Source organism: Mycobacterium sp. MFM001, assembly GCF_003402475.1.
Taxonomy (GTDB): domain Bacteria; phylum Actinomycetota; class Actinomycetes; order Mycobacteriales; family Mycobacteriaceae; genus Mycobacterium.
This window is the reverse complement of sequence record NZ_BFAB01000001.1, coordinates 104,179-122,124: the sequence shown is the minus strand read 5'-3', so window position 1 is coordinate 122,124 and position 17,946 is coordinate 104,179. Positions and strand designations below refer to the sequence as shown.

General features: G+C 66.1%; 17 protein-coding genes. 5 read left to right on the top strand and 12 right to left on the bottom strand.

The window, feature by feature from the left end; all coding sequences use genetic code 11:
- Nucleotides 1-48: 48 nt before the first annotated feature.
- Nucleotides 49-1,884, bottom strand: coding sequence for an acyl-CoA dehydrogenase (locus MFM001_RS00580; protein WP_116372539.1), 1,836 nt, complete (start codon nt 1,882-1,884; stop codon nt 49-51).
- A 155-nt stretch (nt 1,885-2,039) separates the two neighbouring features.
- Between MFM001_RS00580 and MFM001_RS00575 the strand changes: the two genes are divergently transcribed.
- Both MFM001_RS00575 and MFM001_RS00570 read left to right on the top strand, forming a co-directional pair.
- Complete coding sequence (locus MFM001_RS00575; RefSeq protein WP_116372537.1) at nt 2,040-3,065, top strand: 2-oxoglutarate and iron-dependent oxygenase domain-containing protein; 1,026 nt, start codon at nt 2,040-2,042, stop codon at nt 3,063-3,065.
- 31 nt (nt 3,066-3,096) lie between these two features.
- Nucleotides 3,097-3,585 carry a flavin reductase family protein gene (locus tag MFM001_RS00570; RefSeq protein ID WP_116372535.1) on the top strand — a complete coding sequence of 163 codons (489 nt, stop codon included), beginning with the start codon at nt 3,097-3,099 and terminating at the stop codon, nt 3,583-3,585.
- Nucleotides 3,586-3,588: 3 nt separating this feature from the next.
- On the opposite strand, the gene MFM001_RS24555 is transcribed toward MFM001_RS00570, so the two are convergent.
- From MFM001_RS24555 to MFM001_RS00550, 5 genes are all read right to left on the bottom strand, one after another.
- Nucleotides 3,589-3,750, bottom strand: coding sequence for a hypothetical protein (locus MFM001_RS24555; protein WP_192886844.1), 162 nt, complete (start codon nt 3,748-3,750; stop codon nt 3,589-3,591).
- Between the two features lie 41 nt (nt 3,751-3,791).
- Nucleotides 3,792-4,538 carry a succinate dehydrogenase/fumarate reductase iron-sulfur subunit gene (locus MFM001_RS00565; RefSeq protein WP_116372534.1) on the bottom strand — a complete coding sequence of 249 codons (747 nt, stop codon included), beginning with the start codon at nt 4,536-4,538 and terminating at the stop codon, nt 3,792-3,794.
- Between the two features lie 3 nt (nt 4,539-4,541).
- The gene (locus MFM001_RS00560; RefSeq protein ID WP_116372532.1) at nt 4,542-6,455 is read right to left on the bottom strand and encodes a fumarate reductase/succinate dehydrogenase flavoprotein subunit; all 1,914 of its coding nucleotides are present in this window, start codon (nt 6,453-6,455) and stop codon (nt 4,542-4,544) included.
- Nucleotides 6,456-6,473: 18 nt separating this feature from the next.
- A complete protein-coding gene (locus MFM001_RS00555) occupies nt 6,474-7,295 on the bottom strand; it encodes a hypothetical protein (RefSeq protein WP_116372530.1) in 822 nt (273 codons plus the stop codon).
- A gap of 75 nt (nt 7,296-7,370) precedes the next feature.
- Nucleotides 7,371-7,667 (bottom strand): hypothetical protein, encoded by a 297-nt coding sequence (locus MFM001_RS00550; RefSeq protein ID WP_116373506.1) that lies wholly within the window; start codon nt 7,665-7,667, stop codon nt 7,371-7,373.
- 112 nt (nt 7,668-7,779) lie between these two features.
- Here MFM001_RS00550 and MFM001_RS00545 point away from each other — a divergent pair, with 112 nt between their 5' ends.
- A complete protein-coding gene (locus MFM001_RS00545; RefSeq protein WP_116372528.1) occupies nt 7,780-8,541 on the top strand; it encodes an isocitrate lyase/phosphoenolpyruvate mutase family protein in 762 nt (253 codons plus the stop codon).
- 61 nt (nt 8,542-8,602) lie between these two features.
- On the opposite strand, the gene MFM001_RS00540 is transcribed toward MFM001_RS00545, so the two are convergent.
- Nucleotides 8,603-9,040 (bottom strand): Hsp20/alpha crystallin family protein, encoded by a 438-nt coding sequence (locus MFM001_RS00540; protein ID WP_116372526.1) that lies wholly within the window; start codon nt 9,038-9,040, stop codon nt 8,603-8,605.
- Nucleotides 9,041-9,243: 203 nt separating this feature from the next.
- Here MFM001_RS00540 and nirB point away from each other — a divergent pair, with 203 nt between their 5' ends.
- Both nirB and nirD read left to right on the top strand, forming a co-directional pair.
- A complete protein-coding gene (gene nirB / locus MFM001_RS00535) occupies nt 9,244-11,817 on the top strand; it encodes a nitrite reductase large subunit NirB (protein WP_116372524.1) in 2,574 nt (857 codons plus the stop codon).
- A 25-nt stretch (nt 11,818-11,842) separates the two neighbouring features.
- On the top strand, nt 11,843-12,223 hold the full coding sequence (gene nirD / locus MFM001_RS00530; RefSeq protein ID WP_116372522.1) for a nitrite reductase small subunit NirD: 381 nt from the start codon (nt 11,843-11,845) through the stop codon (nt 12,221-12,223).
- Here nirD and MFM001_RS00525 read toward each other — a convergent pair.
- From MFM001_RS00525 to MFM001_RS00505, 5 genes are all read right to left on the bottom strand, one after another.
- Nucleotides 12,187-12,882, bottom strand: coding sequence for a sirohydrochlorin chelatase (locus MFM001_RS00525; protein ID WP_116372520.1), 696 nt, complete (start codon nt 12,880-12,882; stop codon nt 12,187-12,189). The genes nirD and MFM001_RS00525 overlap by 37 nt on opposite strands.
- Nucleotides 12,879-14,021, bottom strand: coding sequence for a uroporphyrinogen-III synthase (locus MFM001_RS00520; RefSeq protein WP_116372518.1), 1,143 nt, complete (start codon nt 14,019-14,021; stop codon nt 12,879-12,881). Before MFM001_RS00520 ends, MFM001_RS00525 begins: the two co-directional genes overlap by 4 nt.
- A gap of 87 nt (nt 14,022-14,108) precedes the next feature.
- On the bottom strand, nt 14,109-15,509 hold the full coding sequence (locus MFM001_RS00515) for an MFS transporter (protein ID WP_116372516.1): 1,401 nt from the start codon (nt 15,507-15,509) through the stop codon (nt 14,109-14,111).
- A gap of 354 nt (nt 15,510-15,863) precedes the next feature.
- Nucleotides 15,864-17,273: a NarK/NasA family nitrate transporter gene (locus MFM001_RS00510; protein ID WP_116372514.1), complete on the bottom strand. Its 1,410-nt coding sequence runs from the start codon at nt 17,271-17,273 to the stop codon at nt 15,864-15,866.
- A gap of 122 nt (nt 17,274-17,395) precedes the next feature.
- Complete coding sequence (locus MFM001_RS00505) at nt 17,396-17,941, bottom strand: GNAT family N-acetyltransferase (protein ID WP_116372512.1); 546 nt, start codon at nt 17,939-17,941, stop codon at nt 17,396-17,398.
- Nucleotides 17,942-17,946: the final 5 nt, after the last annotated feature.

Below are 17,946 nucleotides of genomic sequence, written 5' to 3'. Positions count from 1 at the left end.
TCCCGACACGCCGTGCGTGTCGGGACCTTTTACGTGTTCTCGGCAGGCTTAGAAGGCTGCCTCGTCGAGCTCCATGATGTCGTTGTCGATGTTCTCCAGAATGGTCCGGGTGCTGGTCAGCAGCGGCAGGAAGTTCTTCGCGAAGAACGACGCCACCGCGATCTTGCCCTCGTAGAACGCCCGGTCGCCGTCGCCGGCGCCGGCGTCCAGCGCCTCGACCGCCACCGCGGCCTGACGCTGCAGCAACCAGCCGATCACCAGGTCGCCGACGGCCATCAGGAAGCGCACCGAACCCAGGCCCACCTTGTAGACGCTGGAGATGTCCTCCTGCGCGGCCATCAGGTAGCCGGTCAGCGACGCGGCCATCGCCTGGACGTCGGCCAGCGCGGTGGCCAGCAGCGCACGCTCGGCCTTCAGCCGGCCATTGCCGGCCTCGTTCTTGACGAACTCCTCGATCTGGCTCGACACGTGGGCCAGCGCCACACCCTTGTCGCGGACGATCTTGCGGAAGAAGAAGTCCTGCGCCTGGATGGCCGTGGTGCCCTCGTAGAGCGAGTCGATCTTCGAGTCACGGATGTACTGCTCGATCGGGTAGTCCTGCAGGAAGCCGGACCCACCCAGCGTCTGCAGGCTCTCGGTGAGTTTGGCGTAGGCCTGCTCGGAGCCGACGCCCTTGACCACCGGCAGCATCAGGTCGTTGACCTTGACCGCCAGCTCGGCGTCCACACCGTGCACAGCCTTGGCCACCTCGGCGTCCTGGTAGGTCGCGGTGTAGAGGTACAGCGCCCGCAGACCCTCGGCGTAGGCCTTCTGGGTCATCAGCGACCGGCGAACGTCGGGGTGGTGAGTAATGGTCACCCGCGGCGCGGTCTTGTCGGTCATCTGCGTCATGTCGGCGCCCTGCACACGCTCCTTGGCGTAGTCCAGCGCGTTGAGGTAGCCAGTGGAAAGTGTGGCAATTGCCTTGGTGCCGACCATCATTCGGGCCTGCTCGATGACCTCGAACATCTGCGCGATGCCGTTGTGCACCTCGCCGACCAGCCAGCCCTTGGCCGGTACGCCGTGCTGGCCGAAGGACAGCTCACAGGTGGCGGAGACCTTCAGGCCCATCTTGTGCTCGACGTTGGTGACGAACACACCGTTGCGCTCGCCCAGCTCGCCGGTCTCGGGGTCGAAGTGGAACTTCGGCACGAAGAACAGCGACAAACCCTTGGTGCCGGGGCCGGCGCCCTCCGGGCGGGCCAGCACCAGGTGGAAGATGTTTTCGAACAGGTCGCCGGAGTCCGCGGAGGTGATGAACCGCTTGACACCGTCGATGTGCCAGGAGCCGTCGTCCTGCTGCACAGCCTTGGTGCGGGCGGCGCCCACATCCGAACCGGCGTCCGGCTCGGTCAGCACCATCGTCGAGCCCCAACCACGCTCGGCGGCCACCACGGCCCACTTCTTCTGCTCCTCGGTACCTAGGTGGTAGAGGATGTTGGCGAAGCCTGCGCCGCCGCCGTACATCCACACCGCCGGGTTGGCGCCCAGGATGTGCTCGTGCAGCGCCCACACCAACGACCGGGGCATCGGCATGCCGCCCAGAGCCTCGTCGATGCCGACCTTGTCCCAACCGCCGTCGATGACCGCGCGGACGGATTGCTTGAAGGACTCGGGCAACGTCACCGCGTGCGTCTCCGGGTCGAAGGTCGGCGGGTTGCGGTCACCCTCGACGAACGACTCGGCAACCGGACCTTCGGCCAGTCGGCTGATCTCGCCCAGCATCTCCCGCGCCGTGTCGACGTCGAGATCGCTGAAGCTGCCCTCCCCGAATGCTTTGTCCACGCCGAAGACCTCGAAAAGGTTGAATACCTGGTCGCGGACGTTGCTCTTGTAGTGGCTCACGTGCTCCTCCTCGATGAGAATGCCACTTGTTGGTTGGGTACTAAGGCTAAGTTACCCACCAGTAACACCGCTAAACTTAACGGGTCAGTAACTTCAACGCAAGCGAGTGTGAGCAAGATTTCAACCAACCGGTTGGGATCGGCCTGAGCACTACCATGGCGGGCGGCCTCACCTGCGGCGATGATGTACCCGTGGGATCTGTGTCGGCCATCACTGCGCTTCCTGTCGTCGACCTCAGCGAGCATCCCGGCGCACTGCGACGACGGCTGCGCGAGGCCGCCCACGAGGTCGGTTTCTTCTACCTGACCGGCCACGACGTGCCCGAGACGCTGACCCTGGCGATGCTGGACGCGGCGCGGCGGCTGTTCGCGCTGCCGCAGGCCGACAAGGACGCCATCGCGATGGTGCGCAGTCCGCATTTCCGCGGCTACACCCGGCTGGGCGGCGAGCTGACCGGCGGCAAGGTGGACTGGCGCGAGCAGATCGACATCGGGCCGGAACGGGCGCCCGTCGGCAGCGCCGGCCAGCCGGACTACCTGTGGCTGCAGGGCCCTAATCAGTGGCCGGCCGGGCTACCGGAGCTGCCCGGCCTCGTCGACGCGTGGGACGCCGCGCTTTCCCGGGTGGCCCGAACCCTGCTGCGGCATTGGGCGGCCGCACTGGGCAGCGCACCCGACGTGTTCGACGCGGCCTTCGCCGAGACGCCGGCCACCCTGATCAAGATCGTCCGGTACCCGGCGGGCGCGACGACCTCGCAGGGGGTGGGCGCACATCGCGACGCCGGGGTGCTCACGTTGTTGTTGGCCGAGCCCGGTAGCCGTGGCCTGCAGGTGCGCGGCCGGCGCGACGGCTGGATCGACGTCCCCGCGCGTGACGGCGCGTTCGTCGTCAACATCGGCGAGCTGTTGGAGCTGGCGACCGGAGGGTATCTGCGCGCCACCGAGCACCGGGTGAACCTGTATGAGGCGGCCGACCGGATTTCGGTGCCGTACTTTTTCAACCCGCGGCTGGACGCGCAGCTGCCCGTTTTGTCGTTGCCGCCGGACCTGGCGGTGCGCGGGGGCAGGCGCGTGGACCCGTCGGATCCGATTTTCGCGGTCTACGGCCGTAACGCCTGGAAGAGCAGGCTGCGCGCACACCCCGACGTCGCCGAGGCGCACGGCTACTCGGTAGGGTCGTGAGGCGAAAACCCGTCTATACGAATGAAGCCCGGTGAACTCACCCGACAAGCTGACACCGTCGTCATTGCGCGAAGCCTTCGGGCATTTCCCGACCGGCGTGATCGCGATCGCCGCCGAGGTCGACGGCGTGCGGGAAGGTTTGGCCGCCAGTACGTTCGTTCCGGTTTCGCTGGATCCACCGCTGGTGTCGTTCTGCGTGCAGAACACATCGACGACGTGGCCGAAGCTCAAAGACGCACCGGCACTGGGGATCAGCGTGCTGGGGGAGGCGCACGACGAGGCGGTTCGCACGCTGGCGGCCAAGACCGGCGACCGGTTCGCCGGCTTGGAGACGGTGTCCTACCGTAGCGGCGCCGTGTTCATCAAGGGCACCAGCGTCTGGCTGGAAAGCAGCGTCGACCAGTTGGTCTCCGCCGGGGACCACACGATCGTCGTGCTACGGGTCAGCGATGTCCGGGTGGACCCGGACGTGGCGCCCATCGTGTTTCACCGCAGCGTCTTCCGCCGCCTCGGCGCCTGACCGCTAGGGGCGGTGGCCCAGTTCGTCGCGGTAACCCTGGATGCGCTGATCGATCTCGTCGGCCTCGTCGTGTCGCCCCTCTTTGCGCGCAAGCTCGGCACGAGCGGACAGCTCCCGGATCGCGGTTCGAATGTCGTTGATGCTGTGGGATTGTCGGATGGGCATCACAACGGGATACCCCGGACCGGCCGCGAGCTAACGTGCGCTCAGCGACGGAAGAGCTTGTTGCCCAACCACACCACCGGATCGTATTTGCGGTCGGCCACGCGCTCCTTCATCGGGATCAGCGCGTTGTCGGTGATCTTGATGTTTTCCGGGCACACCTCGGTGCAGCACTTGGTGATGTTGCAAAAGCCCAGGCCGTGTTCCTCCTGCGCTTGGTTGCGCCGGTCCAGGGTGTCCAGCGGATGCATCTCCAACTCGGCGATCCGCATCAAATAGCGCGGTCCGGCGAAGGCTTTCTTGTTCTCCTCGTGGTCGCGGACGACGTGGCAGACGTTCTGGCACAGGAAGCATTCGATGCACTTACGGAATTCCTGAGAGCGCTGCACGTCGACCTGCGCCATCCGGTATTCACCGGGCTGCAGCTCCTTGGGCGGAGTGAACGACGGGATTTCGCGGGCCTTTTCGTAGTTGAACGACACGTCGGTGACCAGGTCGCGGATCACCGGGAACGTCCGCAGCGGCGTCACGGTGACGACCTCGTCCTCGGCGAACGTCGACATCCGCGTCATGCACATCAGCCGGGGCCGGCCGTTGATCTCCGCCGAACACGACCCGCACTTGCCGGCCTTGCAGTTCCACCGCACCGCAAGGTCGGGTGTCTGGGTTTGTTGCAGCCGGTGGATGACGTCGAGCACCACCTCGCCCTCGTTGACCTCGACGCTGAAATCCTGCAGCGCGCCGCCGTCGTCGTCGCCGCGCCACACCCGCATGCTCGCGTTGTAGCTCATCTTCTAGCTTCTCCGTCCTGGGTGCTCGGCCAGCTCGCCGTCGGTGTAGTACTTCTCCAACTCGGAGATCTCGAAGAGCTCCAGCAGGTCGGGCCGCATTGGGACCTGCTCCTCGCGGGTGACGCTGATGTGAGGCAGGCTCTGGTCCCCGTCAGCCCGGCACACCAGCAACGTGTTGCGCCAGTCGGCCTCCATGGCGGGATGGTCGTCACGGGTATGGCCGCCGCGGCTCTCGGTGCGTTCCAGCGCCGCGCGGGCCACGCATTCGCTGACCATCAGCATGTTGCGCAGGTCGATGGCCAGGTTCCAGCCGGGGTTGTACTGCCGGTTGCCCTCCACCTGCATCCTGGTGAACCGGGTCCGCAACTCCTCCAGCCGGGACAGCGCCTCGGAGATCTCGTCGGCCTTGCGGATGATGCCGACCAGGTCGTTCATCGTGTCCTGCAGGTCGATCTGCAGTTTGTACGGATTCTCCGCCGGCGAACCGTCTTTGGGTCCCTCGAAAGGTTCTAGCGCCAGCGTGGCAGCGGCGTCGACGGACTCTTGGGAGACGGACGGACGGCTGCGCAGCGCGCGGACGTAGTCGGCGGCGCCCAGGCCGGCGCGCCGGCCGAACACCAGCAGGTCCGACAGCGAGTTGCCGCCCAGCCGGTTGGAGCCGTGCATCCCGCCGGAGCATTCGCCGGCGGCGAAGAGCCCGGGGACCGTCGCCGCGCCGGTGTCCGGGTCGACCTCGATACCGCCCATCACGTAGTGGCAGGTGGGCCCGACTTCCATTGGCTCCTTGGTGATGTCGACCCCGGCAAGCTCCATGAACTGGTGATACATCGAGGGCAGCCGCTGCTTGATCTCCGCGGGCGTCAACCGCGACGCGATGTCGAGGTAGACCCCGCCGTGCGGCGTGCCGCGGCCGGCCTTGACTTCCGAGTTGATGGCGCGGGCCACCTCATCGCGGGGCAGCAGGTCCGGGGTGCGCCGGGCCGAGTCGTTGTCCTTGAGCCACTGGTCGGCCTCTTGCTCGGTCTCGGCGTACTGGCCCTTGAACACCGGCGGGATGTAGTCGAACATGAACCGCTTGCCGTCGGAGTTCTTCAGCACCCCGCCGTCACCGCGCACGCCCTCGGTGACCAGGATCCCCTTCACGCTGGGCGGCCACACCATGCCGGTCGGGTGGAACTGGACGAACTCCATGTTGATCAGCGTCGCGCCGGCCCGCAGCGCCAGCGCGTGCCCGTCGCCGGTGTACTCCCAGGAGTTCGACGTCACCTTGAACGACTTGCCGATTCCGCCGGTGGCCATCACCACCGCGGGCGCCTCGAACAGGATGAACCGGCCGGACTCGCGCCAGTAGCCGAACGCTCCCGCGATGGCGTCACCGTCCTTGAGCAGTTCGGTGATCGTGCACTCGGCGAACACCTTGATCCGCGCCTCGTAGTCGCCGAGCTCGGCGTAGTCCTCTTGTTGCAGCGAGACGATCTTCTGCTGCATCGTGCGGATCAGTTCCAGCCCGGTGCGGTCGCCGACGTGGGCGAGCCGCGCGTAGGTGTGCCCGCCGAAGTTGCGCTGGCTGATCTTGCCGTCTTTGGTGCGGTCGAACAGCGCGCCGTAGGTCTCCAGTTCCCAGACCCGGTCCGGCGCCTCCTTGGCGTGCAGCTCGGCCATCCGCCAGTTGTTCAGGAACTTCCCACCCCGCATGGTGTCGCGGAAATGCACCTGCCAGTTGTCTTTCGGGTTGGCGTTGCCCATCGACGCCGCGCAACCGCCCTCGGCCATCACCGTATGTGCCTTGCCGAAAAGGGATTTGCACACCACGGCGACCTTCAGGCCCCGTTCGCGCGCCTCGATGACCGCACGCAGCCCCGCGCCGCCGGCACCGATGACGACTACGTCGTAGGAGTGCCGTTCGACCTCAACCATGAACCCTCACTTGTCTTGTCAGCCAATGAATCTCAGGTCTGAGATGACGCCGCTGGACACCAGCATGACGTAGCAGTCCGTCAGGATCAGGGTGCCCAGGGTGATCCACGCCCACTGCATGTGCTTGGTGTTGATCACGCTGACCTGCGTCCAGAGCCAGTAGCGCACCGGATGTTTCGAGAAGTGCTTGAGCCGGCCGCCGGTCACGTGGCGGCAGGAGTGGCAGGACAGCGTGTAGATCCACAGCAAAATCACGTTGCCCGTGAGGATCACGTTGCCCAGTCCGATGCCGAAGCCGCTCGGCGAGTGGAACGCCTTGATGGCATCGTAGGTATTGATCAGTGAGATGACGCACGCCACGTAGAAGAAGTAGCGGTGCACGTTCTGCATGATCAGCGGAAGCCGTGTCTCGCCGGTGTACTTCGAATGTGGTTCTGCCACAGCGCATGCCGGCGGGGACTGCCACACGGTCCGGTAGTAAGCCTTGCGGTAGTAGTAGCAGGTCAACCGGAAGGCCAGCAGGAACGGCAGCGAGATGAATGCCATGGGGATGAACCAGGGCAGTTCACCGACCCACGTGCCGAAGTGCCGGGCTCCCTCCACGCATGACGCGCTCACGCACGGTGAGTAGAACGGCGTCAGGTAGTGGTACTTCTCGACGTAATAGGCGCTGCCCCAAAAAGCCCGGATTGTCGCGTAGATGATGAACACCGACAGACCCAGGTCTGTCCAAAAGATCGGCATCCACCACCGGTCGGTGCGCAGCGTGCGCTGCGACAGCTGCGCGCGGGTGGGCGAGAAGACGCCGGTGGCAGGACGGTTCGCGGTAGGTGCGCTCATCAACTGTGATCCTCTTCGCGTGGGGCTCGTTGGAGGGTACTAAGTCACACCTGCGCACCCGAACCGCGGGGGTCCTCAGGGCCGGCTGTGCCCGCCAACTCCCTCGTCGTCGACGTCGCGCCAGAATTCGGCGTCGTATTCGGTGTCGGGGATCGGGATTTTCTCACCGGCATGCGGGACGCTGGCGTGCGCCAACTCCAGCTCCCCGGCGTCGATGTCGAGCAGTTCGACATCGTTGAGAATCCGCTCGGCGTCGTTGACGATGCGCCGCATCGCCGGAGTGTCGCCATAGCGCGACTTCAGCGAGGTCACACACCGCCGCAAACCACCGATGAGGTTGTGCAGTTCGGCGAATTCAGTGGGGCTCGACAACGGATCTCCTGAGCTGATGGTGTCGTGGATCACAGTACGTCCCTCGATACTATCCATCGCACACAGCGGAGGTGAGGCAGGTCACGTCCGTGCGACGGAAAGGGCCGCACCGATGCCAGCAGAGCGCACACTCGCCGACCGCGCAGCCGCGCTGCTGGCGCTGCACCAGCCGGGGAATCCGGTGATCTTGCCGACGGTGTGGGACGCGTGGTCGGCACGGTTGGCGACCGAGGCCGGGTTCGCCGCGCTGACCGTCGGCAGCCACCCGGTCGCCGATTCGGTCGGCAAGCCGGACAACGAAGGCATGTCGTTCGACGACGTTTTGGGCCGGGTCGCGCAGATCACCGCGGCGGTGGATGTCCCGGTGTCGGTGGACGTCGAGTCGGGTTACGGGCTGCCGGCGGAACAGCTGATCGACGGGCTGATCGGCGTCGGGGCGGTGGGTCTGAACATCGAGGACACCGTGCACAGCGAGGGCAAGCGGCTGCGCTCGGTGAGTGAGCACGCCGAATTCGTCGGCGCGCTGCGCTCGGCGGCCGACGCGGCCGGAGTGCATGTCGTGATCAACGCGCGCACCGATTTGTTCCTGCGCAAGGACGGCGACGAATCGGACCGCGTCGAGCGGGCGGTGGCCCGGCTGAAGGAGGCCGCGGCCGCTGGCGCAGACGTCCTGTATCCGGTGGGTCGCCACGACCCGGATACGTTGCGGCGCTTGATCTCTGAGCTTCCGCTGCCGGTCAACGCGATTGCGCTGCCGGATCAGGACGACCCCGCATCGTTCGGCCCGCTGGGTGTCGGACGGGTCAGCTTCGGCCCGTTTTTCCAGGCCGCGCTGACCAGCCGGGCCAAGGAGATCCTGGCCCGCTGGGCCTGACCGCGACCAGACGCAAAATCCCCCGACACGCCGTGCGTGCGGGGGACTTTGCGTCTGTTGGCTACTTGGTGATCGCGATGCGCTTGGCCTGCGTACCGGCGTAAGCACCCGCTACCCGGACGGTCAGCACGCCCGCGTCGTAGGAGGCCGATACCGCCTCGCTCGTGATGTGCGCCGGCAACTGGAACGACCGGCGGAACGAGCCGTAGCGGACCTCACGCAGAGTGCGGCCATCCTTGTCCTCGGCGTGCTCGTCGCGGCGCTCGCCGTGGATCACCAGGCGGCCCTGGTCGAGCTCGACGTTGACGTCCTTCTCGACGTCCACTCCGGGCAGCTCGACGCGGACCACCGCGTCGTCGCCGTCCTTGACGATTTCGGCGGCGGGGCTAAAACCGTTGAGCGGCTTGAACCAGTCGGACGCGGCTGCGGGACCGAAGAATTCGCGCATCCGGCGCTCGGTGTCCCAAGCGGGTCGCGACCACAGTGTGACGTTGCTCATGAGTCCTCCTCGTCGTGATCCGGCCGACACCGTGCCGGCCTGTCACTGAGGTAAACATGAGTCGCCTACGCTTAAGTTCCACCTGCGCGTTCGCTGGCGGCGAACGGGTCCCACCAAAAATGGAGAGATTTGCGAAACAGTCTCACAGCTTGCGGCCAAGTTGGCGAAACATATCGGCAACATCGCTTCCATAGCCTCGGGCCATGGCTTCAGCCCGAAATCGCTGTGACGACGGCCATATTCGCGATGTCGTCGTGGTCGGGCATGGCATGGTCGGCCACCGTTTCGTCGAGGCGCTGCGTGCCCGCGACGCCGACGGCATGTGGCGAATCACCGTGCTGGCCGAGGAATCCGACGCAGCCTACGACCGAGTGGGCCTGACCGCCTACACCGAGCACTGGGAACGCCGGCAACTTGCCCTGCCCGGCAACGACTACGCCGGCGACGAGCGCGTCAGGCTGCTGCTGAACTCCCGCGTCGTCGACATCGACCGGGCCGCCCGGAAAGTGGTCACCAGCAGCGGTGAAGAGTTCGGATACGACAAGCTGGTGCTGGCGACTGGGTCGTACGCGTTTGTCCCCCCGGTTCCGGGCCACGACCTGCCCGGTTGCCACGTCTACCGCACCCTCGACGACCTCGACGCCATTCGCGCCGACGCCCAGCGCACGCTCGACGCCGGCCACACCAAGACCGCTGTGGTGGTCGGCGGTGGCCTGTTGGGGTTGGAGGCCGCGAACGCGTTGCGCGGATTCGGGTTGCAGACCCACATCGTCGAGTTGGCGCCGCGGCTGATGGTCCAGCAGCTCGACGAGGCGGGCGGGGCGCTGCTGGGGCGGATGATCGCCGAGCTCGGGATCTCGGTGCATCTCGACGTGAAAACCGACTGGATCGAATCCTTCGAGCATTTGGACGGCTGGCGATCGCTGCGCGTGCACCTGTCGGACTGCGAGGTCGTCGACGCCGGTGTGGTGATCTTTGCCGCCGGCGTCCGGCCACGTGACGAGCTGGCCTCCGCGGCACGGCTGGCGATCGCCGAGCGCGGCGGTGTTCTCACCGACTTATCCTGTCGGACAAGCGATTACAACGTCTATGCGATCGGTGAGGTGGCCGCTATCGAGGGCCGCTGCTACGGCCTGGTCGGTCCCGGATACACCTCCGCCGAGGTGGTCGCCGACCGACTGCTTGACGGTGCGGCCGAATTCCCCGAGCCCGACATGTCGACCAAGCTCAAGCTGCTCGGCGTCGACGTGGCCAGTTTCGGCGATGCGATGGGCACGACGGAGAATTGCCTCGAGGTAGTCGTCAACGACGCGGTGAACCAGACCTACGCCAAGCTGGTGCTTTCCGACGACGCCAAGACGCTGCTCGGCGGCATCCTGGTCGGCGACGCTTCCGCGTACGGCGTGCTGCGGCCGATGGTCGGCGAGGAACTGCCCGGCGATCCGCTGGCGCTGATCTCGCCGGCCCAATCCGAAGGCGGCGCAGCGGCTTTGGGTGTGGGCGCGCTACCGGGCTCGGCGCAGATCTGTTCGTGTAACAACGTCACCAAGGCCGAGCTGTGCGACGCCATTGCGGGTGGCTGCACCGATGTGCCGGGCCTGAAGTCCTGCACCGGGGCGGGTACGTCGTGCGGTTCCTGCGTTCCGCTGCTCAAGCAGCTGCTGGAGGCCGAGGGCGTCGAGCAGTCCAAGGCGCTGTGTGAGCACTTCAGCCAGTCCCGCGCCGAGCTTTTCGAGATCATCAGCGCCACGTCGATCCGCACCTTCTCGGGGCTGTTGGAGCGCTTCGGTACCGGAATGGGTTGCGACATCTGCAAACCCGTCGTCGCCTCCATCCTGGCGTCCACCGGCTCCGACCACATCCTCGACGGTGAGCAGGCCGCGCTGCAGGACTCCAACGACCACTTCCTGGCCAACATCCAGCGCAACGGCAGCTACTCGGTGGTGCCCCGAGTTCCCGGCGGCGACATCAAACCCGAGCACCTGATCCTGATCGGCCAGATCGCCCAGGACTTCGGGCTGTACACCAAGATCACCGGCGGCCAGCGCATCGACCTGTTCGGCGCACGGGTCGACCAATTGCCGGCCATCTGGAAGCGGCTGGTCGACGCCGGCATGGAATCCGGGCACGCCTACGGAAAGGCGTTGCGCACGGTCAAGAGCTGCGTGGGCAGCGACTGGTGCCGCTACGGACAACAGGATTCGGTGCAGCTGGCCATCGACCTGGAATTGCGCTACCGCGGGCTGCGGGCACCGCACAAGATCAAGATGGGCGTGTCGGGCTGCGCGCGGGAATGTGCCGAGGCGCGCGCCAAAGACGTCGGCGTGATCGCGACCGAGAAAGGCTGGAACCTCTACGTCGGCGGCAACGGCGGGATGACGCCCAAGCATGCCCAGCTGCTGGCCGGCGATCTCGACGAGGAAACGCTGGTCCGCTACGTCGACCGGTTCCTGATGTTCTACATCCGCACCGCCGACCGGTTGCAGCGCACCGCGCCGTGGATCGAATCACTCGAGGGCGGTTTGGATCACGTGCGCGAGGTGGTCTGCGAAGACTCATTGGGCCTCGCCGAGGAGTTCGAAGCCGCAATGGCGCGGCACGTGGCGAACTACAAGTGCGAATGGAAAGGCGTCCTGGAGGATCCGGACAAATTGTCGCGGTTCGTCTCCTTCGTCAACGCCCCGGACGCAGTCGACTCGACAGTGACCTTCACCGAATACAACGGGCGTAAGCGGCCCGCCCCCGTTTCCATCGGTATGCCGACGATGCCGGCGTGAAAGTGCACGACACCAAGGAGATCTCATGACACTGGTAGATGACATGACCAAGACCTGGACCGCGGCGTGCGCCTACGACTACCTCATCCCCGGCCGCGGTGTCGGCGTGCTGCTCGACGACGGCTCGCAGGCGGCGCTGTTCCGCCTCGACGACGGATCGCTGCATGCGCTGGGAAACATCGACCCGTTCTCCGGTGCTGCGGTGATGTCCCGCGGCATCGTGGGCGACCGCGGCGGTCGGCCCGTCGTTCAATCACCAATCGCCAAGCAGGCCTTCGCATTCGACGACGGCCGCTGCCTCGACGACCCCGCGGTGGCGGTGCCGGTCTACCCGACCCGGGTGATCGACGGGATCGTGCAGGTGTGCCGCTACGGTGACACCGGCGCGCAGGCGCGGGCGGCCTGAAAACGGCCGGCGATCAACCGCACCAGAGCAGGGTCAGTGCCCAGCGGCCGGCTGACGACGTCGGCGCCGGAATCCCGCAACCGCTCCTGGAACAAGCCCTCGGCAAGTAGGTACGAGGCCACTACAACTCGGCGAGCCGATCGGCTGCGCGCCTGCGCGACAGCCTCGGCCACACTGGGTTCACCGGTGGCGGCGAACGCCAACTCCACCGGCGATCCGGTGAGCGTGGCCAGCAGCATCGCGGTGGTACGCAGATCGGTACGCGCTGCCTTGTCCGATGTACCCGCGGCCGCGAGAACCACTGAATCACCGGGGCGCCAACCGGATTCGCGCATTTGGTGGAAGACGATCCGCGCGAGTTGCGGGCTGGGACCCAGCGCCGGCGTGACAATGACGTCGGGATGACAGCTGGTGGCGACGTGCGAGGGCAGGTCGGTGCGAACGTGGTACCCGCGGGACAGGAACGCCGGTACGACGATCGCCGGCTCGGCCGCGACCGCCGGGTCGGACAGTATTTCGCTGGGCGTGGGACCCAGCACGTCGACGAATCCCACGTGCACGCGCTGCTTCAGCACCGCGCCGACCTGCTCGACGAGGTCGCCGATCATGGCGATCCCCTCCGGTCTGCGGGTGCCGTGGACCACCAGGACCAGGCTCATGCCACGCCCGACTCTTCGTCGACCGCCAACCGGTAACCGCGCTTGACCACGGTTGCCACAATGCTCTTGTCGCCCAAGGCAGTTCGCAGTCGCAGCACCGCGGTATCGACCGCATGTGTGTCGCTGCCGTTGCCGGGAAGGGCCCGCAACAGCTCGCTACGGGCCACCACCACACCCGGACGTTGGGCCAATATCCGCAGCGTCGCCATTCCGGCCGGTGACAGTGCCTTGACGGTGCCGTCAACCACCACGCACGAGCCGCGGATCTCGATGAGATGCCCGGCGGCCTGCACCGTGCGGGAGCGCAGCATTGGCAGCTCGTCGGCGATATGACGGGCCAGCGCGCCCAACCGCATCCGCTGCGGCGACGAGGTCGGAATGCCCAGCCGCACCAGCGGTTGCGCCGTCACCGGCCCGACGCACATGGCGCGCACTTCGCTGCGCAGCGCGGCGAGCAACTGGTCGCCGATGCCCAACTCGCGGCCACGCTGCAGCGTCGCTGCCACCGCGGGTGCGGAGGTGAAGCTGACGGCGTCCACTTGGCGCTGGGCTATCTGAGTGACCAGTTGGTCGAATTCGCGACTCGGTGCCGACTTCCATCGGTAGACCCGGATCGGCACCACCTCGGCGCCTGCGGCGCGCAACTCGTCGGCGAATTCCGGGAACGGATCCCAGTCCTGGCTGGCGCCGTGCAGTTGCAACGCGATGCGCCGTCCGTGCACGCCGGACTCAAGCAGGTAATGCAGTACCTCGCGGGATGATTCGGACTCCGGGCTCCACTCCTCGAGCAATTTGTTGGCGCGCAACGCCCCAGTCGCCTTGGGTCCGCGCGACACGATCCGCGCCTTGTCCAGTGCGGCGATCAACTGGCTCACCAACCCCCACCCGTCGGCGGCGGCGACCCAGCCACGGAATCCGATACCGGTTGTCACTACCAAAATGTCTGGCGGACGGGCGATCAGCGCCTCGGTGTGGCGGTGCAGTTCGTCGTCGTCGGGCAGGGCGACTTTGGTGATGGCCGGGGCACTACAGACTGTGGCTCCGTGCCGGCGGAGCAGCGCACACAGCTCGTCGGCGCGGTGCGCGGAAGTGACCGCCACCCGATAGCCGGCAAGGGGTGGCGAGTCTGGTTGAACCATATGAAGTGTGTAAGCCCGGCAGATTGCCGCTGCGTTACCTGGTAATTTCCGCCGAGTTGCCCGGTCGTCACAGCCGGGCGGCGTCGCTCACACGCGGACGTGCGCCGGTTCGATCTCTCCACTCGGCACCCGCGGCGCCGAAACGGGCGTGCGCACATACATGGCCCACGTCAGCAACGACGCCACGACGTAGAACGCCAGGAAGACCCAGAACGCAGCCGTTTCCTCGCCGGTGCTCGCATACGACTGGCGCAGTGCAAGATTGATCGCCACGCCGCCGAACGCGCCCACCGCGCCGGCGAACCCGATCAGGGCGCCCGACATGTCCCGCGCCCAGTGGCGGCGTTCGGCCTCGCCGACATCCAAAGCCCGGCTGCGGGCTTCGAAAATCGACGGGATCATCTTGAATACGGATCCGTTGCCGATGCCGGACAGGATGAACAGGGCGATAAAGCCGACGATGTACCCGACCAGCGCAGCGGTGCTCGTTGCGTAACCGGTGTGCTCGTCGTAAATGCTGATGGCGACCAGCAGCCCGGACGCCAGGATCATGCCGCCAAATACTGCCAGCGTGATGCGGCCACCGCCGATGCGGTCAGCCATCCTGCCGCCGTAGATGCGGGACAACGAACCCAAGAGCGGTCCCAGGAACGCGATCTGCGCGACATGCAGTGATGCTTGGGCAGCGGTTTGGCCGGTGGTCAGAAAGTTGATGTAGAGCACGCGGCCGAAGGCGAAGGAGAACCCGATGAACGAGCCGAATGTGCCGATATAGAGAAGCGATATCACCCAGGTGTGGGGCTCGCGCAGAATCGAACCGATGTGGCCCACCTCGATGCTGTGATCGAGGTTGTCCATGAACAGCGCCGCCGCGATACCGACGATCGCCAGCAACACCAGGTAGAACGCGCACACCCAATAGGGCTGCCGGTTGCCGGCGATCGAGAGCACCAGTAGCCCGACCGCCTGCACGACAGCCACACCGAGGTTGCCGCCACCTGCGTTGACCGCCAGCGCCCAGCCCTTGAGCCGCTGCGGGTAAAACGCGTTCACATTGGCCAGCGAGGCAGAGTAATTGCCGCCACCCAATCCGGTGGCGGCCGCACACAGCACGTACGGCCACAAGGGCAGTCCGGGGTTCGCCAGCAGCAGGATGGTCCCGACGGTGGGTATCAACAACACCAGTGCGGAAAAGGTAGTCCAGTTTCGGCCGCCGAACTTCGCAATGCCCATCGTGTACGGGATACGCACACAGCCACCGACGAAGGTCGCGACCGCTGCCAGCAGGAATTTGTCACCAGGTGAGAAGCCATAGACCTCTTGCGGCATGAACAGCACCATCACCGACCACAACGACCAGATCGAGAACGCGACGTGATCGCCGGCCACCGTGCAGATCAGGTTGCGACGCGCGATGGCCTTGTTGCCGGCTTCCCAGGCCACAGTGTCCTCGGGATTCCAGTCGGCGATGTGATGCGAGCGAGCCATGCGGTCTTAACCTTTCGGATCCCAAGTGCGCCTTTGCATTAACAGGGGTGCCGGCACGACCGAACCGGTGCGTGCACGACACCCCTGGTGCCGGAGTTCGCCGCCACACGACATCTCCGGCTTGCGGCAAGCGCCCTTTATCGGGGCATGCAACGTTGTACGCGGCAATCTCACATCAGGACCCGAACCGGGTCAAGCCAGATCCGGCGCTAGGGGCTGAAAGTTCTGTCCCAGTTAGCTGAAAGAACGCTGGCAAATAGTTGAGTTGCGCAATGTCGTTGCACCACAGTATCCTTCGGGCCCGCTTTGTGGATACCAGCGCAGTGCACGCCGGCCGCAACGTATTTCAGTTGATCACGTTTGAGCAAAGGCGGCGGCCGGCGACGCCATATCGGACGCCGTAGCAGGTGCCCACACCGGCCGGCGGACGTAGCGCGCCCAGGTAAGGATCGACGCCCCGACGTAGAACGAGACGAAGATCCAGAACGCCGCCGTCGCCGAGCCGTTGCTCAGATACGACTGGCGCAGCGCCAGATTGATGCCGACACCGCCCAGAGCGCCGATCGCACCGGCCAACCCGATCAACGCCCCTGACATGGCCCGTGACCAATGCTGGCGTTCGATTTCGGTGGCCTGCAGTGAGCGGCTGTGCGCCTCGAAGATCGACGGGATCATCTTGTACACCGAGCCATTTCCTATGCCCGACAACACGAACAGGGCGACGAAGCCGACGACGTAGCCGACCATCGTGGCGCCCGTCGCGGGTCCGCGGCTGTTCTCGTCCAACGTGCTGACCGCGATCAGCACGCCGGCGGCCAGAATCATTCCGGTGAAGGCGGCCAACGTGATACGGCCACCGCCGACCCGATCGGCGAGCCGGCCGCCGAACACCCGGGACAGCGATCCCAGCAGCGGCCCGAGGAACGCGAACTGGGCGGCGTGCAAGGAGGCCTGCGCGGCACCCTGACCGCTGGCGGCGAAATTGATCTGCATGATCTGGCCGAATGCGAACGAGAAGCCGATGAACGAGCCGAAGGTGCCGATGTAGAGCAGTGCGACGGCCCAGGTGTCGCGCATGGACAGGATGGACCGCATGGCGGTGACGTCGATCTTGTGGTGGTCGAGGTTGTCCATGAACAGCGCGGCGCCCACGCCGGTGAGAGCCAGGAGGACCAGGTAACAAGCGCATACCCAGTACGGTTGCCGGTTGCCGGCGGTAGCGAGGACCAGCAGCCCGATCAGCTGGATCACCGGCACACCGAGGTTGCCGCCGCCGGCGTTGACCGCAAGCGCCCAGCCCTTGAGCCGCTGCGGGTAAAACGCGTTGACGTTGGTCATGGATGCGGCGAAATTCCCGCCGCCCAGCCCGGTCAGTGCCGCGCACACCAGATACGGCCATAACGGGAGACCGGGGTGAGCCAGCAGCCAGATGGTGCCGGTCGTCGGGATCAGCAACACGAAGGCGGAGAACATCGTCCAGTTCCGGCCGCCGAATGTCGCCGTCGCCAGGGTGTAGGGAATACGCAGAAAGGCGCCGGTCAGAGTCGCGGTGGCGGCCAGCAGGAACTTGTCGCCGGCCGAGAAGCCGTACACGGCCTGCGGCATGAACAGCACCAGCACCGACCAGATGGACCAGATCGAGAAGCCGAGGTGCTCCGCGATCGTCGACCAGATCAGGTTGCGGCGGGCGATGTTCTTGTTACCGGCCTCCCAGGCCACAATGTCCTCGGGATCCCAGTCGTGTATCAGGTGCGAACGTGGCATGCCGCCACGCTATGAATCCTTTGTTGCCCAAACGCTCTCCGGCGTGACCCCGGTGTGAACTTCCGATCACCGGCTATGTGACGCGGTGTGATTCATATGCCCGCGCGTGGCCTGCGTCACGACTACCAGACGTCGCCGTCGCGCCAATCGCACATCAGCTCCGCGGAGGTATCCAGGCTGATGCCGACCGGGAACACGAACACCGAACCGTCGTCGTCGGGCGTACGTGTCGGTCCGCTGGGCGCCAGCACCGAAAGCGGTCCGGCCCACGGCAGCCACCCCCGCACGGTGTAGAGCCGTCGCCCCCGGTCCGAGGAACTCAATGCGCCCAGCGGGTAGCCGCCCCGGATCACCTGCTCGCACGCGTCGAGGATCGCGATCGCCAGTCCCTGGCCGCGCCACTCTTCGGCCACCGCTACCGCTTCGATGTAGCCGCACCGCAACGACGTGCCGCGGTAGATGAGCCGCCGCTGTACTACGGCGCCGTGGGCGATGATCGCGCCGTGATGCCAAATGAGGGCGTGCATCCCGCCCAGCGCGTGATCCCAGTCGGTGTCGCTGAATTCACCGGCGAACGCCGCGCTGACCATGTGGTGGGCGCGCTGCCGGGTCTCGCCGTCGAGATCGGCGGTGTGAACCAGGCGGGCGGTGTGGACCTGGGTGTGCACACCTA

Bases quoted from the DNA above. Each gene is read 5' to 3' on its own strand.
- nirB (WP_116372524.1), top strand. From the start codon at position 9,244: ATGGCTTCAGCCCGAAATCGCTGTGACGACGGCCATATTCGCGATGTC.
- MFM001_RS00545 (WP_116372528.1), top strand. From the start codon at position 7,780: ATGCCAGCAGAGCGCACACTCGCCGACCGCGCAGCCGCGCTGCTGGCG.
- nirD (WP_116372522.1), top strand. From the start codon at position 11,843: ATGACACTGGTAGATGACATGACCAAGACCTGGACCGCGGCGTGCGCC.
- MFM001_RS00575 (WP_116372537.1), top strand. From the start codon at position 2,040: ATGGCGGGCGGCCTCACCTGCGGCGATGATGTACCCGTGGGATCTGTG.
- MFM001_RS00555 (WP_116372530.1), bottom strand. From the start codon at position 7,295: ATGAGCGCACCTACCGCGAACCGTCCTGCCACCGGCGTCTTCTCGCCC.
- MFM001_RS00560 (WP_116372532.1), bottom strand. From the start codon at position 6,455: ATGGTTGAGGTCGAACGGCACTCCTACGACGTAGTCGTCATCGGTGCC.
- MFM001_RS24555 (WP_192886844.1), bottom strand. From the start codon at position 3,750: ATGCCCATCCGACAATCCCACAGCATCAACGACATTCGAACCGCGATC.
- MFM001_RS00515 (WP_116372516.1), bottom strand. From the start codon at position 15,509: ATGGCTCGCTCGCATCACATCGCCGACTGGAATCCCGAGGACACTGTG.
- MFM001_RS00520 (WP_116372518.1), bottom strand. From the start codon at position 14,021: ATGGTTCAACCAGACTCGCCACCCCTTGCCGGCTATCGGGTGGCGGTC.
- MFM001_RS00525 (WP_116372520.1), bottom strand. From the start codon at position 12,882: ATGAGCCTGGTCCTGGTGGTCCACGGCACCCGCAGACCGGAGGGGATC.
- MFM001_RS00540 (WP_116372526.1), bottom strand. From the start codon at position 9,040: ATGAGCAACGTCACACTGTGGTCGCGACCCGCTTGGGACACCGAGCGC.
- MFM001_RS00510 (WP_116372514.1), bottom strand. From the start codon at position 17,273: ATGCCACGTTCGCACCTGATACACGACTGGGATCCCGAGGACATTGTG.
- MFM001_RS00565 (WP_116372534.1), bottom strand. From the start codon at position 4,538: ATGAGCTACAACGCGAGCATGCGGGTGTGGCGCGGCGACGACGACGGC.